This is a genomic window from Hymenobacter sp., from assembly GCF_031398885.1.
Taxonomy (GTDB): domain Bacteria; phylum Bacteroidota; class Bacteroidia; order Cytophagales; family Hymenobacteraceae; genus Hymenobacter.
In genome coordinates, this window is record NZ_JANNOD010000041.1 from 14,043 (window position 1) to 33,792 (window position 19,750).

15 protein-coding genes are annotated in these 19,750 nt (G+C 63.1%); 8 read left to right on the plus strand and 7 right to left on the minus strand.

What is annotated here, in order from left to right; genetic code table 11:
• Window positions 1–7 precede the first annotated feature (7 nt).
• Complete coding sequence (locus RMO51_RS07235; protein WP_310393360.1) at window positions 8–1,141, minus strand: PorV/PorQ family protein; 1,134 nt, start codon at window positions 1,139–1,141, stop codon at window positions 8–10.
• A 443-nt stretch (window positions 1,142–1,584) separates the two neighbouring features.
• Between RMO51_RS07235 and RMO51_RS07240 the strand changes: the two genes are divergently transcribed.
• Both RMO51_RS07240 and RMO51_RS07245 read left to right on the plus strand, forming a co-directional pair.
• Window positions 1,585–1,932 (plus strand): PadR family transcriptional regulator, encoded by a 348-nt coding sequence (locus tag RMO51_RS07240; RefSeq protein WP_310393361.1) that lies wholly within the window; start codon window positions 1,585–1,587, stop codon window positions 1,930–1,932.
• Window positions 1,933–1,995: 63 nt separating this feature from the next.
• Entirely contained in the window at window positions 1,996–4,686 is a 2,691-nt protein-coding gene (locus RMO51_RS07245) for a PspC domain-containing protein (RefSeq protein ID WP_310393364.1), read from the plus strand.
• A gap of 108 nt (window positions 4,687–4,794) precedes the next feature.
• Here RMO51_RS07245 and RMO51_RS07250 read toward each other — a convergent pair whose 3' ends face one another.
• From RMO51_RS07250 to mce, 3 genes are all read right to left on the minus strand, one after another.
• On the minus strand, window positions 4,795–6,234 hold the full coding sequence (locus RMO51_RS07250; RefSeq protein WP_310393365.1) for an HD domain-containing protein: 1,440 nt from the start codon (window positions 6,232–6,234) through the stop codon (window positions 4,795–4,797).
• Between the two features lie 39 nt (window positions 6,235–6,273).
• On the minus strand, window positions 6,274–6,846 hold the full coding sequence (locus RMO51_RS07255; protein WP_310393367.1) for an L-threonylcarbamoyladenylate synthase: 573 nt from the start codon (window positions 6,844–6,846) through the stop codon (window positions 6,274–6,276).
• Between the two features lie 162 nt (window positions 6,847–7,008).
• Window positions 7,009–7,422 (minus strand): methylmalonyl-CoA epimerase, encoded by a 414-nt coding sequence (mce, locus tag RMO51_RS07260; RefSeq protein ID WP_310393369.1) that lies wholly within the window; start codon window positions 7,420–7,422, stop codon window positions 7,009–7,011.
• A 210-nt stretch (window positions 7,423–7,632) separates the two neighbouring features.
• On the opposite strand from mce, the gene RMO51_RS07265 reads away from it, so the two are divergent.
• From RMO51_RS07265 to RMO51_RS07280, 4 genes are all read left to right on the plus strand, one after another.
• Entirely contained in the window at window positions 7,633–8,847 is a 1,215-nt protein-coding gene (locus tag RMO51_RS07265; protein ID WP_310393370.1) for an IscS subfamily cysteine desulfurase, read from the plus strand.
• Between the two features lie 109 nt (window positions 8,848–8,956).
• Window positions 8,957–9,367 carry a Fe-S cluster assembly scaffold IscU gene (iscU, locus tag RMO51_RS07270; RefSeq protein ID WP_046244756.1) on the plus strand — a complete coding sequence of 137 codons (411 nt, stop codon included), beginning with the start codon at window positions 8,957–8,959 and terminating at the stop codon, window positions 9,365–9,367.
• 96 nt (window positions 9,368–9,463) lie between these two features.
• Complete coding sequence (locus RMO51_RS07275) at window positions 9,464–9,856, plus strand: hypothetical protein (protein ID WP_310393372.1); 393 nt, start codon at window positions 9,464–9,466, stop codon at window positions 9,854–9,856.
• Window positions 9,857–9,987: 131 nt separating this feature from the next.
• Window positions 9,988–10,314 (plus strand): iron-sulfur cluster assembly accessory protein, encoded by a 327-nt coding sequence (locus tag RMO51_RS07280; RefSeq protein ID WP_310393374.1) that lies wholly within the window; start codon window positions 9,988–9,990, stop codon window positions 10,312–10,314.
• Window positions 10,315–10,403: 89 nt separating this feature from the next.
• Here the strand turns inward: RMO51_RS07280 and RMO51_RS07285 are convergent, their stop codons facing one another.
• The 3 genes from RMO51_RS07285 to RMO51_RS07295 all read right to left on the minus strand — a co-directional run bounded on the left by RMO51_RS07285 (window position 10,404) and on the right by RMO51_RS07295 (window position 15,979).
• On the minus strand, window positions 10,404–13,721 hold the full coding sequence (locus RMO51_RS07285) for a T9SS type A sorting domain-containing protein (protein WP_310393375.1): 3,318 nt from the start codon (window positions 13,719–13,721) through the stop codon (window positions 10,404–10,406).
• A gap of 441 nt (window positions 13,722–14,162) precedes the next feature.
• A complete protein-coding gene (locus RMO51_RS07290; protein ID WP_310393377.1) occupies window positions 14,163–14,903 on the minus strand; it encodes a LytTR family DNA-binding domain-containing protein in 741 nt (246 codons plus the stop codon).
• Window positions 14,900–15,979 carry a histidine kinase gene (locus RMO51_RS07295; protein WP_310393379.1) on the minus strand — a complete coding sequence of 360 codons (1,080 nt, stop codon included), beginning with the start codon at window positions 15,977–15,979 and terminating at the stop codon, window positions 14,900–14,902. Before RMO51_RS07295 ends, RMO51_RS07290 begins: the two co-directional genes overlap by 4 nt.
• Before the next feature lie 164 nt (window positions 15,980–16,143).
• On the opposite strand from RMO51_RS07295, the gene pulA reads away from it, so the two are divergent.
• Both pulA and RMO51_RS07305 read left to right on the plus strand, forming a co-directional pair.
• The gene (gene pulA / locus RMO51_RS07300; RefSeq protein WP_310393380.1) at window positions 16,144–18,135 is read left to right on the plus strand and encodes a type I pullulanase; all 1,992 of its coding nucleotides are present in this window, start codon (window positions 16,144–16,146) and stop codon (window positions 18,133–18,135) included.
• Window positions 18,136–18,651: 516 nt separating this feature from the next.
• Window positions 18,652–19,644 carry a hypothetical protein gene (locus RMO51_RS07305; RefSeq protein WP_310393382.1) on the plus strand — a complete coding sequence of 331 codons (993 nt, stop codon included), beginning with the start codon at window positions 18,652–18,654 and terminating at the stop codon, window positions 19,642–19,644.
• Window positions 19,645–19,750: the final 106 nt, after the last annotated feature.

Consider the following 19,750-nt stretch of genomic DNA (forward strand, 5'->3'; position numbering starts at 1 on the left):
GGCTTGTTTACTTGAGCCCGTAACCGAGCGACACAATCAACGAGTTGGTTTGCGACGAGCTGCCCAATTTCTCCACGGCCAGGCGCGACAGGGCCAGGTCGACCCGCAAGCCGCTGATGGCCACCCCGGCTCCGAGGCTGTACTGGCCTTTCCAGCTGCGGTCAGACCCGCCGCTGCTGTTGGCGGCAAAACTCTGAATCTCCTGAAAGTTGCCGGCCCCCCCGCGCAGAAACACCAGATTTTTGTAGCCCAATTCCAATCCTGCGCGCGGGTCCACGCTCACGCCTTTGGTGGAAATGAGGGTGCCGCGCTGGCCGTCGGTGGTCGTCTCCAGGTCCACGGCGAGCAGGGCCGAAAACTGCTTGGGCAGCTCCACCCGGCGCCCGACGCCCAGCACGAAGCGCGGCAGGGTGATTTCGGCGCTGTTGGTCGGTATCTCGTCCTCGGCGATGGCCTGGGTGCTGTTGATGCCTTCGGTGTACGCGTCGGCGTTGATGGTCCACTGCGTGAAAGTGGTGGTGATGTCGCGCGCTACCAAACCCAGGTTCCAGCCCTTGTAGTTGTACTGCACCCCGGCGTCGAGGCCGAAGCCATAGCCCTGGGCAAATTTGCCAATGTTGCGGTAAATGACCTTGGCATTGCCCCCCACGCTCAGGCCTTCCACCCGGGCCACCTTGCGGGCGTAAGAAACCAGCAGGGCATAATCCGCCACCGAAAACAGAGTAATCTTGCTATAATCGATATATCCGTACTCGTTGATGAGGTTGCGGGTGTCGGCGATGTCGTCGACGCCGAGGCGCAGGACGCTCACGCCGAGCGAACTTTTTTCATCGAGCGGCATGGAAAAAGCGGCGTAGTCGTTTTTCACCACCCCCGAAAACAGCTCGGAGTGCATCAGCACGCCGTCGTACTTGTGGGTTTGGTTCACCAGGCCGGCCGGGTTCCAGTAGCCGGCGGTAGCGTTGTCGGCCAGGCTGGCCTGCACCTTGCCCATGCCCAGGGCCCGGGCCCCCACGCCAATGTTCAGGAATTCATTGCTGTACTTGGGCGTGCGGGCGGTTTGAGCGGCCACGGGCAACGACAACGCGCCGGCCGCGCCCAAGAGCAGCAGCCCGCGGGCAGTAGAGGAAAGCTGGGACATAGAAAGAAGGCAAGTGAGTTTTTGCGCCCACGGAACGCAAGTTACTTCATTATAGTGCGTCGCATCCCGCCAATTTCGGGCCAACTGCGGGCGTGAAGCGGCAAGCAGCGCGCAATAGTCGTCGTACGCACTTTGCCATCGCTGTGGTTTGAGCAGTGTCAGAACGGTAACAAGATTTGAAAGGCAGGAAATCCGCCGCCCACGCAACGAGCCAACCCTCTTTTTTGGCCGCTCGGGTTGTCGGCAGCCCGAGGCCAGGCAAGCAGGAGGGGACCAAAAGGAGGAGCTACTTGGTACTTGTAGCAAAAATTTTATTGCTGATTACCAATCGATAAGGAATTATTTTATGATAATGTAATGAATTATTCATCCAGTACCTTGCGTTACAAAGTACCTACCATACATTTGTACTGTTTCTCACCCACTAGCTAATCACACCGCCCATGAAACTCGAGAACACCCAGGTTCAGATGCGCAAGGGCATCCTTGAGTTCTGCATCCTGGAAATCATCGCCCGCGGCGAAGCCTACGCCTCCGACATGCTGGAGGAGCTGACTTCGGCCCGCATGATTGTGGTGGAGGGCACCCTCTACCCGCTGCTGACCCGCCTGAAAAATGCCGCGCTGCTGGACTACGTCTGGAAGGAGAGCACCAGCGGCCCGCCCCGCAAGTACTACACCCTCACCGACGCCGGCCGCCAGTTTTTGGGCGAGCTGCGCGACACCTGGGAGGAAATGGCCGCCTCGGTGGGCATCATCCGGCACAGCGCCCCGCCCAAGCCCGCCGCCTGAACCAACCGTCTTTTTCCTTCTCCACTCACCAGAACCTAAACGGCCGTTTTTCAGCCTTTTGTCATGAAAAAGAACATCAGCATCAATCTGCAAGGAATTATCTTTCACATCGAGGAGGACGGCTACGAGGTGCTCAGCCGCTACCTCGCCGAGGTGAAGGCCCACTTCGCCACCTACCGGGGAAGCGAGGACATCGTGGCCGACATCGAGGGGCGCATTGCCGAGCTGTTCTCGGCCCGCCTCTCCCCCACCCAGCAGGTCATCACCCTCGCTGACGTGGAGGCCATGACCGCCAAGATGGGCCGGGTGAGCGACTTCGCTCCCGACGCCGACGAGGACGACGCCGCCGAAACGGCCGACGCCGCTACCGCCGGTGCTTTCGGCGCCGACAGCACCGGCGGTTTCTCCGGTACCGCGGGCGGCGCCTTCGGTTCGGCCGCGGCCCCGGCGGCCGCCGAGCCCCGGCGCCTGTACCGCGACATGGCCAACCGCAAAGTTGCGGGCGTGGCCGCTGGCATCGCCCAGTATTTCGCCGTGAACCCGCTCTGGATTCGCCTGGGCTTCGTGGCGCTGGCCTTTTTGTCGCCGGCCGTGGTGCGGATACTCGACCACGACGGCGACCGGTTCAACCTGCAATTGGGCAGTTGGGCCGTGCTGGGCTACGTCATCCTGTGGATAGTGCTGCCCAAGCGCTACGACGCGCCGGTTCCCAACGACGTGCTGCTGAACTCGGGCCCGCTGGCCGGCCGGCGCTTGTTTCGGGACACCGGCACGGGCAAAATTGCCGGCGTGGGCAGCGGCCTGGCGGCGTACTTCAACATCGACGTGACCCTGGTGCGGGTGCTGCTGCTGGCCGGCTTGTTTGCGGGCGGCTTCACCTTTCTGGCCTACATCATCCTGTGGATAGTCTTGCCCGAAGCCAAAACTGTTTCGGACAAGCTGCGAATGCGCGGCGACGCCGTGACGCTGGAGGGCTTCGACAGCAGCATGCGCAACTCCGCTTTTAGCGCGGCCCCCACGACGACGAACCGGCCGGTGGGGGCTTTTGTGGAGGACGCCGCCCGGGGCCTGCGGCCGCTGGTGAGCTTCGTAGGCTCGGCCATTCGCATCGTGGCTGGCGTGCTGCTCACCATCGGCGGGTTCTCGCTGCTGCTGATGCTGGCCATCTTGCTCGGGGCCGGCGTCGGGCTGATTCCCAACTCAGAAAACATCGTGGCCGGCGACGTGCCCGCCCACGTGCTGCTGAACGGCGTGCCCGCCTGGGGCCTGCTGGCGGGCTTTTTTGTCACCGCCATTCCGTCGTTGGCCATGCTGCTGGGGGGGCTCAACCTGCTGATTAAGCGCACGCTGCTGCCCCGCACCGCCGGCTTGTCGCTGTTGGGGCTGTGGCTGCTGAGCATTGTGGGCCTGAGTGTGGCCGTGGCCCAGCAAAACCGCGAATTCCAGTACGAGGCCGCCGTGGAGCAGCTGGAACGCTACCCCACCCTGACCACGCCGGTGCTGATGCTCGACGCCCGCCGCGTGGACCGCCAGTGGGAGCAGCGGGTGGACGTGCAGCTCGCCGCCGCCGACAGCGGCCGCGCGGTGGAAGTACTGCGCACCCTGGGCTCGCAAGGCCCCAGCGAGGCCGTGGCCCGCCGCAACGCCCTCACGTCCATCGACTACACCATTCGCCCCAGCGGCGACTCTTCCCTGGTGTTCGATGACCATTTCTCCTTCCTGCCCGGGGCCAAGTACCGCAAACAGGAGCTGGGCGTCACCATCCGCCTGCCCCGCGACCGCACCTTTCGCATCAGCTCCCGCTTTGCCTACGACTTGCTGCGCGACGAAAACTTCGTGAACGACCGCCGCCCCGAAAACCCCGACCAGCACCGCTACCGCCTGCGCGGCAACCGGCTGGAATGCATCGCCTGCACCGACGAGGACCTGGGCGTTGACCTCCAGGACGGCAACGGGGACGGAACCAGCATCGACACCGATAACGACGGCAACGACGACGTGAACATCAACTCGGGAGATGAGGAGAGCGACAACGATGAGAGTAACAGCGGCATCACGCTCAACTACGGCGGCGCCCCGTCCTTCGACACCGATTTCAACAGCTACGGCAGTGGCCGCCGCACGTTCGAAGAAAGTGGCTTCACCCAAGTAAGCGTGCGGGGCGGCTACCGGGTGGTGGTGCGCAAGGGCGACACTTTTAAAATTGAGGCCGGCGGCGACGACGACATCCTCAAGGACCTGCGGGTGGAGCGCGACGGCCGCACCCTGGAAATTCACCCCCGCAACAGCTCGTCCATCTTCGGCCGCGACTGGGACCGCGACGAGGAGCGGGTGCTCATCCGCATCGACATGCCCAGCGTGGACGGCCTCGACCTGGCCGGCGCCGTGCAGGCCGACCTCGGCGGCTTCGACCGGCAGGACCAGCTGAGCGTCGAGCAGGCCGGCGCCAGCCACCTGCGCCTGAACGGCAACTACGGCCGCCTGAAAATTGACCAGGCCGGGGCCTGCCGCACCACCGCCACCGGCCGTGCCGACGACCTGGACCTCGACGCCGCCGGCGCCTGCGAGTTGGCCGCGGCCAACCTCCAGACGCGCACCGCCACCGTGGACCTAGCCGGCGTGTGCAAGGCCCGCCTCAACGTGAGCGAAAGCCTGCGCGGCGACGCCGTGGGCGCCAGCGAAATTGCCTACAGCGGCCAGCCCAAAACCGTGAAAGTGGACGCTACCGGCCCGTCCAGCATCAAGCGGCTGTAGGCGCGGCGGCCCGGCCGACCGCCGGCCAGTGCCGCTCATTAACAAACCGTTACCGGGCAACTTTGCGCCACAATCCGCATCTATTGCCCAACGAGTAAGGAACGAGGCTTAGTTTGGTGAGTGAACAACGCCCCCTTCCGGAGCCAGTCCCATGGCCGCCCCCTGCTGCAACAGGAAGGCCCGGGCTGGCTCCATTTCGTTTTTAATGGTGCCTTCGAGGATGGCTTCCATCACGGCCTCCTTCAGCTCGCCCACCGCGCGCGAGGGCTTCAGTCCGAAGGTTTCCATGATGATTTCACCGGTGATGACCGGGCGGAAGCGGCGCAGGTGGTCCTTTTCCTCCACTTCCTTTAGCTTTTCCTCCACCTGCCCGAAGTTGCGCAGGTAGCGGGCCTTGCGGTCGTGGTCCTTGCTGGTGATGTCGGCCCGGCAGAGCAGCATGAGCCGGTCGATGTCCTCGCCGGCCTCGAACAAAAGGCGGCGCACGGCCGAGTCGGTCACGGTTTCCTTCACCAGCGCGATGGGGCGCAGGTGCAGCTTCACCAGCTTCTGCACCATGCGCATCTCCTCGCCCTGGGGCAGCTTGAGGTCGGCGAAGATGCCCGGCACCCAGCGGGCGCCCTTGTCCTCGTGGCCGTGGAAGGTCCAGCCCACGCGCGGGTCGTGGCGCTTGGTGGCGGGCTTGGCAATGTCGTGGAGCACGGCGGCCCAGCGCAGCCACAGGTCGCCGCCGGCCGCGGCCACGTTGTCGAGCACCTGCAGGGTGTGGTAGAAGTTGTCCTTGTGGGCGTGGGTGCCCACCTTTTCCACGCCGTGCAGCAGCGCCATTTTTGGGAAAATCAGGTGCAGCAGCCCGGTCTGGAACAGCAGCTTGAACCCGTAACTGGGCGTGGGCGACTCAATAATCTTGTTCAGCTCCACCGTAATCCGCTCCTGCGACACGATTTTTATCCGGTCCTTATTGCGGATAATGGCGTCGAAGGTGTCGGGCTCAATGTCAAAGTTCAACTGCGCGGCAAAGCGCACGGCCCGCATCATGCGCAGCGGGTCCTCGGAGAAGGTCACGTCCGGCCCCAGCGGCGTGCGAATGGTTTTGCTGGCCAGGTCCTTCATCCCCTCGTAGCGGTCCACCAGCGCGCCGAGGTCTTCGGCGTTCAGGCTCAGGCCGAGGGCGTTGATGGTGAAGTCGCGGCGGGCCAGGTCCTCTTCCAGCGTGCCGGCGGCTACTTCGGGTTTGCGGCTGTCGGCGCGGTAGCTTTCCTTGCGGGCGCCCACGAACTCAATCTCGCCGGCCTCCTTGGTGGGCAGCATGGCGGTGCCGAAGTTCTTGAACACCGTGACCCGGCCGCGGCCCGGCAGCCGGGCCCCCACCGCCTGCGCCAGCGCGATGCCGTCGCCCACGGTCACCACGTCAATGTCCTTGCTCTCGCGGCCCAGGGCCAGGTCCCGCACGTAGCCGCCGATGACGTAAGCGGGCTGCCCGAGTTCCGCCGCCGCGTCGGCAATGGTACGGAAGATGGGCAAGTCGGGCAGTTCGGGCGTCTTCATGGCCGCAAAGGTCGCCACTCCGGCTTTTACGGGGCGCCGCTACTCCCGCACCACTTCCAGCTTGCCGCCCGCGCCCAGCCGGACCACGCGCGACGGCGCCACCCGCGAGTCGTCGTCCTGCCGCCAGTTCACCACGTGGTCGGCCCCGCGCAAAATGGCCGCGTCAACCTCGGCGTACACGGCCGGGGTGGGCTCCCCGGTTTTGTTGGCGGACGTGGACACCAGCCCGTGCCCCAGCCGCCGCACCACCTTGAAACAGAACTCGTCCTGCACCACCCGCAGGCCCACCGTGCCGTCTGGACCCACCAAATCGGGCGCCACGGCCCGGCTGGCGGGCAGAATATACGTCGTGGGCCGCTCCTGCTCCGCCAGCAGCTTCTCCAGCTCCTCGGGCACCTGCGCGGCGTAGCGCCGCAGCATGGCCACGTCGGCCACCAGCACGATGCTGGGCTGGCCCGCGGCCCGCCCCTTGAGTTTGTAGAGCTCCTTCACGGCGGGCGGGGCTTCGGCGTCGCAGCCCAGACCCCACACGGTATCGGTGGGGTACAGAATGACTTGCTGGAGCAGCAGGGCGTCCACGGCGGCTTCTACTTCTTGCTGAAAACGGACCACGGATTTAGCGGATTGACACGGATTGACACGGATTCTGGTGGTTCTGCCCCCACTGGCTTGGTGGCTTCGTCAGGCACTTTATGCCCTGGCGAATCCCGAGGATAACCACGTGCAAAGGTGCGCCTTCAGAATTTGAACCGCAAGAATCCGTGTCAATCCAATTCAATCCGCTAAATCCGTGGTCTGGCAGAGTTCCACCAACACCCCGGCGGCACTCTTGGGGTGCACGAAGCAAACGAGCTTGTTATCGGCCCCGCGCTTGGGCTCTTCGCTTAATAATACGAAGCCTTCGGCCCGCAGCCGGGCCATCTCGGCCCGAATGTCGTCGACCTCAAAAGCGACGTGGTGAATGCCCTCGGGCTTCTTGGCCAGGAATTTCGTGATGGCGCTGTCCGGCGAGGTGCCGGCCAGGAGCTCAAGCTTGGAGCCGCCCACTCGGAAAAACACCGTGTCGACGGCCTCGCTGGCCACGTGTTCCTTTTTGTAAGGAGCCGCGCCGAGCAGCGTGGTGTAGAGCGCCGTGGCGGCTTCCAGGTCGTGCACGGCCAGGCCGAAGTGTTCGAGATTGGTGAGCATGGATGTAACGGGAAAGGTCGCACCACCGCAGCGGGCGGCGAAAACCGGCGTCTGGCCGGGCAACTGGCGGCGGCACCGGGAGCCGGCGCTATTCCTTATTTGGATTGTATCTACTTTTGTGGGACCAAAGAAAACTGATTGCCCGTGAACCGTGTTCTACGGGGGGCCATTCATTCGCTGGTCTATTAACTTGCCAACCCGCTGCGCGCAATGCTAAAGCTCCCCATTTACCTCGATAACAACGCTACCACGCCCCTCGACCCCCGGGTACTGGAGGCCATGATGCCGTACCTGACCGACGTGTTTGGCAACGCCGCATCGCGCAATCACCCCTTCGGCTGGGCCGCCGAGGAAGGCGTGGACTATGCCCGCGAGCAAATCGCCAAGCTCATCGGCTGCGACCCCAAAGAAATTATTTTCACCTCGGGCGCCACCGAGTCCGACAACCTCGGCATCAAAGGCGTGTTTGAGATGTACAGCCAGAAGGGCAACCACGTCATCACGGCCACCACCGAGCACAAAGCCATCCTCGATACCTGCAAGCACCTCGAGAAGCTGGGCGGCCGCGTCACCTACCTCCCCGTGAACGAGGAAGGCCTCATCAGCCTTGAAGAGTTGGAAGCCGCCATGACGCCGGAGACCATCCTGGTCACCATCATGTACGGCAACAACGAGACGGGCACGATTAACAACATCCGCGAGATTGCCAAAATCGCGCACCGCCACGGCGCCTTGTTCATGACCGACGGCACCCAGGCCGTGGGCAAAATTCCGGTGGACGTGAACGCCGACGGCATCGACATCATGGCCTTCACGGCCCACAAAATGTACGGGCCCAAGGGCGTGGGCGCTTTGTACGTGCGCCGCAAGAACCCCCGGGTGAAGGTGACCGCCCAAATGGACGGCGGCGGCCACGAGCGCGGCATGCGCTCGGGTACCCTCAACGTGCCCGGCATCGTGGGCCTGGGCAAGGCCTGTGAACTGGCCCGACTTGAAATGGCCGCCGACGCCGCGCGCCTGAGCGTGTTGCGCGACCGCCTCGAAGCTGAGCTGACGACGCTGGAGGAAAGCTACGTGAACGGCTCGCGCGAGCACCGCCTCCCCCACGTCACCAACATCAGCTTCAAGTACGTGGAAGGCGAAGGCCTGATGATGGGCGTGAAAGACCTGGCCGTGTCGTCGGGTTCGGCCTGCACCTCGGCTTCTCTGGAGCCCAGCTACGTGCTCAAGGCGTTGGGCCTGAGCGACGACCTGGCCCACAGCAGCCTGCGCTTCGGCCTGAGCCGCTTCACCACCGACGAGCAAATCGAGTACGCCATCGGCCACGTAAAAGAAGCCGTGACCAAACTCCGCGAAATGTCGCCCCTGTGGGAAATGTTCAAGGAGGGCGTCGACCTGAGCAAAATTGAGTGGGCGGAGCACTAAAGATTAATTAAAAATTGAGAATTAAAAATTAAAAGACCTGGCGCTGCCAGTACCTGATTTTGCCCTCAATTTTTAATTCATAATTTTTAATTTTTAATTTAAGAAAGCCATGGCTTATTCCGATAAGGTAATCGACCACTACAGCAACCCCCGCAACGTGGGCACGCTGGACAAAAGCAAAAAGAACGTGGGCACCGGCTTGGTGGGCGCGCCCGAGTGCGGCGACGTGATGCGCCTGCAAATCGAGGTGGACGAAGCCACCAACACCATCACCGACGCCAAATTCAAAACTTTTGGCTGCGGCTCGGCCATTGCGTCGTCGTCGCTGGCTACGGAGTGGCTGAAGGGCAAATCCATCGACGAGGCCCTGGCCATTGACAACATGGAGATTGTGGAAGAACTGGCTCTGCCGCCCGTAAAGATTCACTGCTCGGTGCTGGCCGAGGATGCCATCAAGTCGGCCATCTCGGACTACCGCGTGAAGAATGGCCTGCCCGCTTTGGAGCTGGCACACCACTAATTCAATTAAAAATTGAGAATTAAAAATTAAAAATGCCAGCTGCGGTTAGCATTTTTAATTTTTAATTCTCAATTTTTAATTAGCTCCTTCTGAATAATGGATGAATACGAAGCTGCTCGCATCCAGCGTGAAATTGAGCAGCACCTGGGCCTGGAACCGGGGCAGTTGCGGTTTGAGTTTCGGCAGTTGGATGGGGTGATGCGGCTCGACTTGATAACCGTGAACCCGCGGCACCAGCAGAGCTTCCTGCTCCGCTACGAAACGGGCCATGATGAAGTAGAATGCTTGCGGAAGATGCTGGATTATGTCCGGCACCTCCGCGATACCGAAAGCCCGTTTACCTTGCAGTGGCGGGCACGTGGCGACAAAGAGCTTCATACTTCCTACTTCCGGGCCCACAACGCCTATGAAGCCCTGGATAAGCTGTATTTCGGCCGCGACTTGAACACGATTACCGTGTTCAGCGTGGTGCTGAATCCTTCTTCCTGATTCGCTGTTTCGTTGTTGTTCTGCCGAAGCCCGGTAGCAGTTTATTGCGGCTGTTCGGCTTCAGAGCCAGTAAAAAAAGAGTGCGGATGTGAAAAGCTGCTGCGCTCAGTATGACAGCATAAACCACCGATATGATTACCGTATCTGACAAAGCCAAAGAAAAAGTGTCGCGCCTGATGCACGACGCCCACCTCGACGAAACCTTTCGCCTGCGCGCCTCGGTGGCCGGCGGGGGCTGCTCGGGCCTGAGCTACAAGCTGGACTTCGATAACGAGGTGCGGCCCATGGACCAGGAATTTGAGGACAAGGGCGTGCGCGTGGTGGTCGACATGAAGAGTTTCCTTTACCTGGCCGGGACCGAGCTCGACTTTTCTGACGGCCTCAACGGCAAAGGCTTCCAGTTCAACAACCCCAACGCCTCGCGTGAGTGCGGCTGCGGTGAGAGCTTCTCGGTGTAAAAGCCATTCGCATTCGGAGCCGCGCCACGGCCCCACAAAAAAGCCCCGCGCAAGTTGCACGGGGCTTTTTTGTGGGGCCACCGACCGGTTTATTCCTTTTCAAACTTCTGCACTACGCGCCCGGTGGGGGTTTGCATCTCTAGGAAGTAGAGGCCGGGCGCCAAGGCCCCAACGGGCACGGTGGCGGTGCCGGCTTCGGCGATGCCGCGCAGCAGGGGCTGGCCCAATTGGTTGAGCACGCGATAGGCCGTAGCGGCGGCGGCCGGGAAATAGATGCTGGTGCGGGCAGGATTGGGATACGGCGCGGCTTTGGCCAGGGCTTCCGCGCCTTCTACAGTGGCCACGGGCGAATAGGCGGCAGTACCGTCCAGATCCACCTGCCGCAGGCGGTAGTAGAGTCGGCCGGCGGGCGCCTGGGCGTCCACTGCCGAATAGGCGGTGGGCGCGCTGTTCGTGCCGCGGGCTTCGGCTTTGGCCACCACGCCAAACTCGCGGCCGTTGGCGCTGCGCTGCACCTCAAAATAGGCGCTGTTCACCTCGCTGGCCGTGGTCCAGGTTAGCGCCACGCCACTGGCTTGGCGGGCGGCCGTGAAGCGAGTCAGTTCCACGGGCAGGGGGTTTTCGTTGGGCACCAGCGTGGTGGTGGCCAGCACGAGGTCGGCGACGGCGGCAGGGGTGAGCAGGTTGGCGGTGATGGTACCGGCGGTGAACACCGGGGTCGAAGCGTCGTCCACGTCGGCGTAGGGCGTGCCCGTTCCGGCGGAGGTGGCCACGCGCAGAGTGGCGGTGTTATTCACGAAGTCTTCGGGGCCGTAGCTGAGCGTGATGCGGCCCTGCTGAAAGTTGGCGGTGCTTTCTTCCCGCACAGTGTAGTAGCGCACCGCCGACACCCGCGTGAGGGCGCCCACGTAGCCGCGGCTGTTGGTGTTCTGCTCCGTGATGCGGGCGGTGTAAGCCGTGGCCGCGGCGGTGCCCTGCGCGTCGATGTTGAGCGTCAGGGGCCGGTATACCCCCTGCCGCACGGCCAGGGGGTAGGTAATGGCGGCCGTCGTGGCGGCGGGCGTGGTCAGGGTCAGCGCGTTCACAAAGCTGTCGACGTTGCCGGGGTTGGCCGGGTCGAGGATGCCGGCGATGATGCGGTCGGTGCCGCTGGTTTGCAGGGCCCCTTTCGCCAGCGACAGGGTGCCGACGGAAATGGAGCCAACCAGAGGAATCAGGGCGAACGTGGTGCGGTTAAGCGTCAGCGTGTTCAGCGCGCCACTCTGCGGAATGAGGTTCAGTAGCCCCGTCACCGTGCCCGACCCACTGAAAATGAGGTTGCTGTTGGACAGGCCCTGGAGCGGCGAGGCCAGGCCGGCGGTGGTCAGGTTGCCCGCTATTTCCAGGGTGTTGCCTGGCCCAATGTTCAAAGTGCCCGTCGTCAGGGTCAGGGCGTTGGTTACTTTCAGGGAGTTGTTGAGCCGAAGCGTAATTCCAGCGCGGTTCAGCGTCAGGCTGCCGATTTCGGCGCCGGTGGCCGGACTCAGGTAGATGTTACCCGCTGTTCCGCTGCCGCCCACCACCAGGTTGGTGGTGGGATTCACGGCGAGTAAGCCCGTAGCAGCCGTCAGCAGCGGCCCGGTTACCGTCAGGTTGCCGGTGGCTGAGGCCAGGATGCCGTTTTGCAGCGACAAAGTGCCGGTCACGGTCAGGTCGTTGGGCAGGGTCAGGGTGTTGCCGGTACCCTGCACGTCGAGGGTCAGGTTGGCAAGTTGGGTGCTAGCCGGCGTCAGAGTCAAGGTCCCGAGCGGGGTAGTGCTGTTGCGGTTGAGCAGCAGGCTGGCCCCGGCGCCGAAAGCCAGCTGCCCGGTGGTCCCGGTGATGGCCGCCTTGCCCCCCGAAAAAAAGCTGAGCGTATTATTATTAATGTTAAGCGTGGTGCCCGTGGCCAGCGAATAGCCGCCGCCCGCGGCATTTCCTACCTCCAGGGGCGTGCCCCCGTTGGCATCGTCCAGGCTCACGCCGGCCTGGCCGGTGGGCAGGGTGAGCCGGAACAGGCGCACCGCGTTGCCGCGGCCGCTGATGAGCTGGGGCGTGGTCGTGTTGGTGGCCACCACCGTGATGCGGCCGTTGCCCGTTGCCTCGAAAGTGGTGGTGCCGGTCAGGCTCAGGTTGCCGCCCAGGTTCACGGTCGTAAAATTTGGAACGATGGTGCCGCCGCTGAAACCGCTCACGTTGTCCACCACCAGGTTGCCGGCAATGGCGATGGTGGTGCCCGGCAAGTTCTTGGTCGCGTTGCGCAGAGCCAGGTTGCCAAAGCCGGTGCCGGGAATGTCGCCCGCCGCCAGCGTGTAAATACCGCTCTGGCTGAACTCGATGGTGCTGGTAGCGGCCACCGTGCCGTAGGTGACGGCGGGGGCGGCGTTCTGCTGGACCAGCGTGGCGCCGCTCCCCAGGTCGAGGGGCCCCGTGAAATTGAAAGCCGCCGGCACCGTGAAACTGGCGTTAGCGTCAATTACTACCTTTGAGCCCGTCCCGCTCACGGTCCAGTCGGCTCCAATGGTGCGACCAGCCCCGCCAACGATGAATGTTTGTGTATTCGCCGTAAAGCTGGTTGGCGCGGTGCCCGTGCCATCGACGTTGGTACCAAAGGTGCTGAATAGCTCAAGGTTACCGGTCGGCTTGGCGTAATACGTGACGGGCATGGGGGCCACGCTAGTTGCCGTCAACGAAAAGTCGTCCACTGCTAATCCATCGTCGGCCCCAGCTGGATCAAAATCAAGCCAGCGAATTCGAAACGTCGTCCCCGCAGGAATACTGAGGCCAGTGACGCTACTGGTCACGGCCGTCCGGTTGGAAGCAACATTGCCATCCAGTGAACCCACAGTGCCTGCTGTCACGGGCCCCGTAAAATCCAGCGCATTCACATCGGTCCAGGTTCCGTCGGTGAGCGAAGTAGCGTTTGTGCTGTACTGGAAGTCCAGCCGGTCAGAGCGGCCCGTAGCGCCCAAACGCCACTGCTCGCCCGTGTAGCTGATAGCCAGCGACACAATGGTCTGGCCGGTATTGTTGGCATAAGCCGCGCCTATTATCGGAATTAAAGCCCCACTTCGTAGTACTCCAAAAGCTCGCTCAGTGGCTGGTGCAGCCCCAAAACTATACGTGTCGCCAGCGTTTGCGCTACCAGTTCCAGCTGCATAGTTCGGGTCAGCATTCGAACCAGCCTCACTAAAAGCAAACCCGGTGGGCACGGTCGAAGAGGTGCCAGCAATGGCCAGGGTGTTGAAGTTTTCCGTGAGCGGTGTCCCACTCGTCGTGATGCTTACCTGCCCCCACCCCACCAATGGCAGCAGCGGAAACACTAGCATCATCAGTAACGCCACCCCGCGGGTGAGGAAAGCGAAAAAAACAGGGAAAAGGTTTTGCATAAAAAATGAGTGCTGAGATGGTTAAAGCAGAGCAATAGCGCGGACGCGTAGCCTGTAAAGATATATGGCAATAGTAGGCTCTACCTAATGGCTCAGTTACTAAATCATTACATCAATCCTATTCATTCCTCAAATGTGTCTAGCCCTAAATAAAAGGCCCAGTGCCAGGGCTGTGAAAAACCCAGCAGCGTTTTTCCTGCCTGGTGCACCGGCAGTTTTACCGGGCGCCTCGTGCTTCATCCCGCTTTGCCGGACCACGAAAGGAAAAAGCCCCCGCGTTGGCGGAGGCTTTTTCCTTTTCAGAAGCGGTTTATTGTGAAAATACCGGCCGCTAAACCGCGGCAGGCGTTTCCTTGGCAGCGCCAATGCAACAATTACCGCTCAGCGACGAGTCGTGAACCGGCGTCCCTACCGCCGCCCTCAACCTAACGCGGACGTCTTTCAGGTCCAGCGGCTCAGGAACTGCAGAAACGCTTCCTTGTACTGGTCGCCCACCGGGATGGTGACGGCCCCAATCTGCACGGTGAGGCGGCGCACGGCTTCAATCTTATCCAGTGCCACGATGAAGGAGCGGTGAATGCGCATGAAGCGCCGGGCGGGCAGCTTTTCTTCCATGGCCTTGAGGCTCATGAGCGAGAGCAGGGCCCGGGGCGTGCTCTTGAGGTGCACCTTCACGTAGTCCTTGAGGCCCTCCACGTACAGCACGTCGCTGAGGGCTACGCGCACTAATTGGTACTCGGCTTTGAGAAAAAGGTACTCTTCCTCCTCGGCGGGGGCGGGAGCGGTGGCGTGGGTAGCGGTTAGCTCGGCATAGGCCCGGGCCTTATTGGCGGCCCGCAGAAATTCTTCGTAGTTGAAGGGCTTGACGAGGTAGTCGAGGGCGTCGACGCGGTAGCCGTCGAGCGCGTACTGGCTGAAGGCGGTGGTGAAGACGACGCGCGGGCCGGCGGGGCCCAGCACCCGGGCCAGCTCCAGGCCGTTGAGCTCCTGCATCTGGATGTCGAGGAAGGCCAAGTCCACCGTGCCGGGGTGCTCATGCAAATACTTGAGGGCCTCCACGGCACTACCGAAACGCCCCGCCAGCGCCAGAAACGGGGTTTTTTGAATAAACGACGTCACCAGGCCCAGGGCCAGCGGCTCGTCATCAACGGCAATGCATTGGAGGGGCGGCCGGCTGCTCACGCGACGTGCAGGGTGAGGTGAACCCGGAACTCGTTGGCGGGCGTGTGGTCGTCCACCAGCAGGTTGAACCGGTCGGGGTAGAGCAAATCGAGACGGCGGCGGGTATTGACCAGGCCAATGCCGTTGCTGCCGGCCAGGTCGGAAGTGGGCGGCGGGAGGCGGGTGTTGCGCACTTCCAGCTCCACCACGTCGGCCGTGGGCTGGCGCAGGGCCACGTAAATGCAACTGGCCTGGGTGGCAGCCACCCCGTGCTTGAAGGCGTTTTCGAGGAAGGGCAGCAGCAGCATGGGGGCCACGGGCACGTCGCGCACCGGGTCGGGCCGCTCAAAAGTGACGCTCACCCGCTCGTCGAGCCGGAGCTGCATCAGGGTGATGTAGTCCTGCACGAAGGCAATTTCCTGGCTGAGCAGGGTGAGGCCGCCGGCGCTGTCGTAGAGCACGTAGCGCATCATGCGCGAAAGCCGGTGGATGGCCTCGCGGGCCTGCTCGCCGTCGAGCAGCGTGAGGGCGTAAATGTTGTTGAGCGTGTTGAAGAAGAAGTGCGGGTTAATTTGGGCTTTTAGCACCGACAGCTCGGAGCTGACGCGCTGCTGCTCCAGCGCCTGGCGCACGCGGGCGTCGTGCTGCCACTTGTGCACCACCGTGATGCTCGTGCTGATGCCCAGCACGAACATGGTGGTGAGCAGGCCCATGGAGTCGAACCGGGGGCCGCGGTTTTGCAGCAGCCGGGGCCGGCCCGCCGCGGCTTCGAAGGCTTTGTCCATGAGCGCGGGCAGGTTCAGCGACACTTCCAGGAACTTGCTGAACAGCAGCACGGCCACGGTGGTCCCCACCAGCGCCAGCACAAACCAGCCCGTGCGCCCCTGGAACAGTAGGCGCGGCACGCTCACCCGGGCCGTGAGGTAAAAGACGCCCACCCACGCCCCAAACATCAGCCCCTGTTTCAGCCAGAACTGCGGGGGCATGGTGAGCCGGCCCGTGAGGGGCTGAAACAGCAGGAACGTGAGCCCGAACAGGCTCCACACCAGCACGTGTATCAGCGGCGTGAGGAACCCCCGGGGGGAAAGAAGAGTCATGGGCAAGGGCGGAAGGCGGGTAAAGCTAACGACCGCTTCACGGTGCGGCCCCGCGAAACCGACTGCGCGGGGCATTCCGTCGACGGCACCCGGCATTTTACCGGCGGGGAACGAAAGGACCCGTCGGCGCGGCGCCTTCCCTGCCAAACCCCGAACTTACCGCCATGATTCGCCCGCTTCTGCTGCTTGTGTTGCTTTCTTCCGCTCCCGCCTTCGCGGCCCCGCCCCTGCCCGACTTCAGCAAATACCCCGTCTACCTGGGCCCCGACCTGGGCCTGACCTGGCGCGACACCCGGGCCACCCTGCGCGTGTGGGCCCCCACCGCCGAAGCCCTGCGCCTGCGCCTGTACGCGGCCGGCACCGGCGGCCCCGCCCCCACCGACTACGCCATGCGCCGGGCCGAAGGCGGCACCTGGACCTACGCCCTGCCCGCCGGCGCCGCCGGGTTTTACACCGTGCAGGCCACCATTGCCGGCCGGCCCATGGCCGAAGTGGCCGACCCGTACGCGCACGCCGTGGGCCTCAACGGCCAGCGGGGCGCCGTGCTCAACCCCGCCCTGGCCAGCCCGCCCGGCTGGGCCGACGACCTGCGCCCGGCCCTGAAACAAGCCACCGACATCGTCATCGGCGAAGTGCACGTGCGCGATTTGAGCTCGCACCCGCAGTCGGGCATCCGGCACCCGGGCAAGTTTCTGGGCGGGGCGCAGCTGGGCACCCGCGGCCCGGGCGGCGTGAGCACCGGCCTCGACCACCTCGTGGACCTGGGCCTGACCCACGTGCACCTGCTGCCCACCAACGACTTCGCCTCCATCGACGAAAGCCAGCCCGCCGGCCTCAACCGCTACAACTGGGGCTACGACCCGCTGCACTACTCCGTGCCCGAGGGCAGCTACGCCACCGACCCCGCCGACCCCGCCGCCCGCATTCGGGAGCTGAAGCAGCTGGTCGAAAACCTGCACGGCCAGGGTCTGCGCGTGGTGCTCGACGTGGTGTACAACCACACCGCCGACGCCGCCCGCAGCGCCTTCGAGCAGTTGGTGCCCGGCTACTACTACCGCCACAACCCGGACGGCACCCTGAGCAATGCCACCGCCTGCGGCAACGAAGTGGCCTCCGAGCGGCCCATGGTGCGCAAGCTCATCGTGGAGTCGGTGGCGTACTGGGCCCGCGAGTACCACGCCGACGGCTTCCGCTTCGACCTGATGGGCGTGCTCGACCTGGAAACCATGCGGGCCGTGCGCGTGGCCCTCGACCAGCAGGACCACAGCATTTTCATGTACGGCGAGGGCTGGACCGCCGGCCCCAGCCCGCTGCCCGCCGCCCGCCGCGCCCTGAAAGCCAACATGGCCAAGCTGCCGCGCATTGCGGCCTTCGGCGACGAGCTGCGCGACGGCGTGAAGGGCCACTACGCCCGCCAGACCGAGCCCGGCTTCGCCAGCGGCCAGCCCGGCCTGGAGGAAAGCGTGAAGTTTGGCATCGTGGCCGCCACGCCGCACCCGCAGCTGGACTATGCCAAAGTCAATTACTCGCAAGCGCCCTGGGCCGCAGCGCCCGGCCAGGCCATCAACTACGTGGCCTGCCACGACGACCGGGTGCTCTGGGACAAGCTGGCCGTGGCCAACCCCGGCGCCACCGAGGCGGAGCTCATCCAGATGGACCTGCTCAGCAACGTCATCGTGTTTACGTCGCAGGGCGTGCCGTTTTTGCCCGTGGGCGACGAGTTCCTGCGCACCAAAGGCGGCGCGCACAATTCCTACAACCTGCCCGACAGCGTGAACCAGCTCGACTGGGGCCGCAAGGCGCGCTACTCCGCCGTGTACGAGTTCTACCGCCGCCTCATTGCCCTGCGCCGGGCCCACCCCGCCTTCCGTCTACCCACCGCCGAGCTCATCCAGCGGCACCTGGAGTTTCTGCCGGGCCTGCCCGCCGGCACCATTGCCTACCGGTTGAAAGACCACGCCGGCGGCGACGCCTGGCAGACCATCACGGTGCTCTTCAACGGCAACCGCACGCCGACCAGTATTGAGGTTCCCGCGGGCAGCTACACGGTGGTGCTGCGCGGCGACCAACTCAACGAGAAAGGCTTGAGCAGATTGGATTTGACCGGCGCACCGGTACCGGTACCCGCCAGCTCCGCCCTAATTCTGGTGCAGTAAAAGCCGCTTACAGCGGTTGCGAGGCGATGCACAGGTGGCGCGAAGCCCCGCTTTGCGCTAGAGCCCGCTAAAGCGCACAAGGATTTCGGAACGCCCCGAGTTAACCCTGAAGTCTCCAAAACGGGGTAGAGACGCATACTTGCGTCTCGTCGTTGAACGATGATTGGAGACCCTAACCCACAGTGTTTATTCCTTATACAGGGAAGTGTGAGTAGGCCCCAGCGGTGCGGACGCCGAGACGCAAGTATGCGTCTCTACCTCATTACGCAGACTTCGGATGGTTCGTCAGGCCCGATTAGAAATCGGGTTTTTGACGGCAGTCAAGTTTGTTGTTTTGAAAAATGGCGGTTGTCGTTTTGGTAATTTTTATCCCCGTTGGGCGAATTCTTCGGCAGGAATTATTTTATAAAGTACTTGATTATTAACAATTAAAGTACGCTATTCGAATTAGTTCAGGGAACCGGCACTGGTATTGGCATTGGGTGGAGGTCACCAACCTTTCAACCCCCTGATGCCATGAACACGCTACTGAATTCTTCTGACAACGACACCGGCCTGCCCAAGTGGCAGCAGCCGGAAAAGATGGCCGGCCGCGTGGTGCTCCTCGGGCTGGTGGGCGCGGTGGTGTACTACTGGGGTGTTATCCTGCCCTTCCTGGTCGACATGGTGTTCGACACCGTGAAGCTGGGCATCGGGCTGGGCGGGCTGTTCGTGCTGTTTTTGCTGGTCACCAACAAGCGGATTCAGGCCGGGCTGTGGTACGCCGGGCAGCGCATCCTGCGCACGGCGGCCGGCATCTTCGTCAACACCGACCCCATCGGCATCATGGAGGACTACATCTCGAACACCGAGAAGGAGGCCCGGAAGATGGACGCCGAAGTCGGCCACATCGAGGGCGCCCACGAATTGGTGCAGCGCAAGCTGGCCGCCAACGCCACCCAGATGCAGGAGTACCTGGCCCTGGCCGACGCCGCCACCCGGCAGGGCGAAAAGGACAGCGCCGACAGCTACGCCAGCCGCGCCGCCCAGCTCGAAGACTATAACCAGCGCCTGCAGCCCATGGCCACCACCACGAACAACGTGAGCCTGGTCATGCGCCAGATTCTCAAGGCCGCTTTGCGCCAGATTGACGGCTCTAAGTTCAAGGTCAATCTGCTCAAGGACGAGTACGCGCTGGTCAAGCGCACCAGCTCGGGCATGCGCGCGGCGATGAACATCCTGCGCGGCGACCCCGACAAAAAGTACTTCTTCGACCTGGCCACCGACCGCGTCGCCCAGGACATGGCCCAGCAGCTGGGCCAAATCAAGCAGGCCATGCGCTACAGCCAGGAGTTCGTCAAGGAGATGGACATCCAGAACGGGGTCATGTCCGAAAAGGGCCAGCGCCTGCTCGACAAGTACCAAAAGGGCGAATTCAACGCCGTGCTCAACGAAAAGCCGCAGGCCCAACAGAACGTACTCACCACTAAAAACGCCAGCAATGATGCCTATTCTAGCCTGCTTGACTAGCTTTTTGCTGGCCTGCTGCCTGCTGAGTTTGCTGGGCCAAGCCACTGCCACCGGAGGCCATGCTGCGTCAATTAAACGTCCTGCTGACACCGTTGGCCGTCATGTC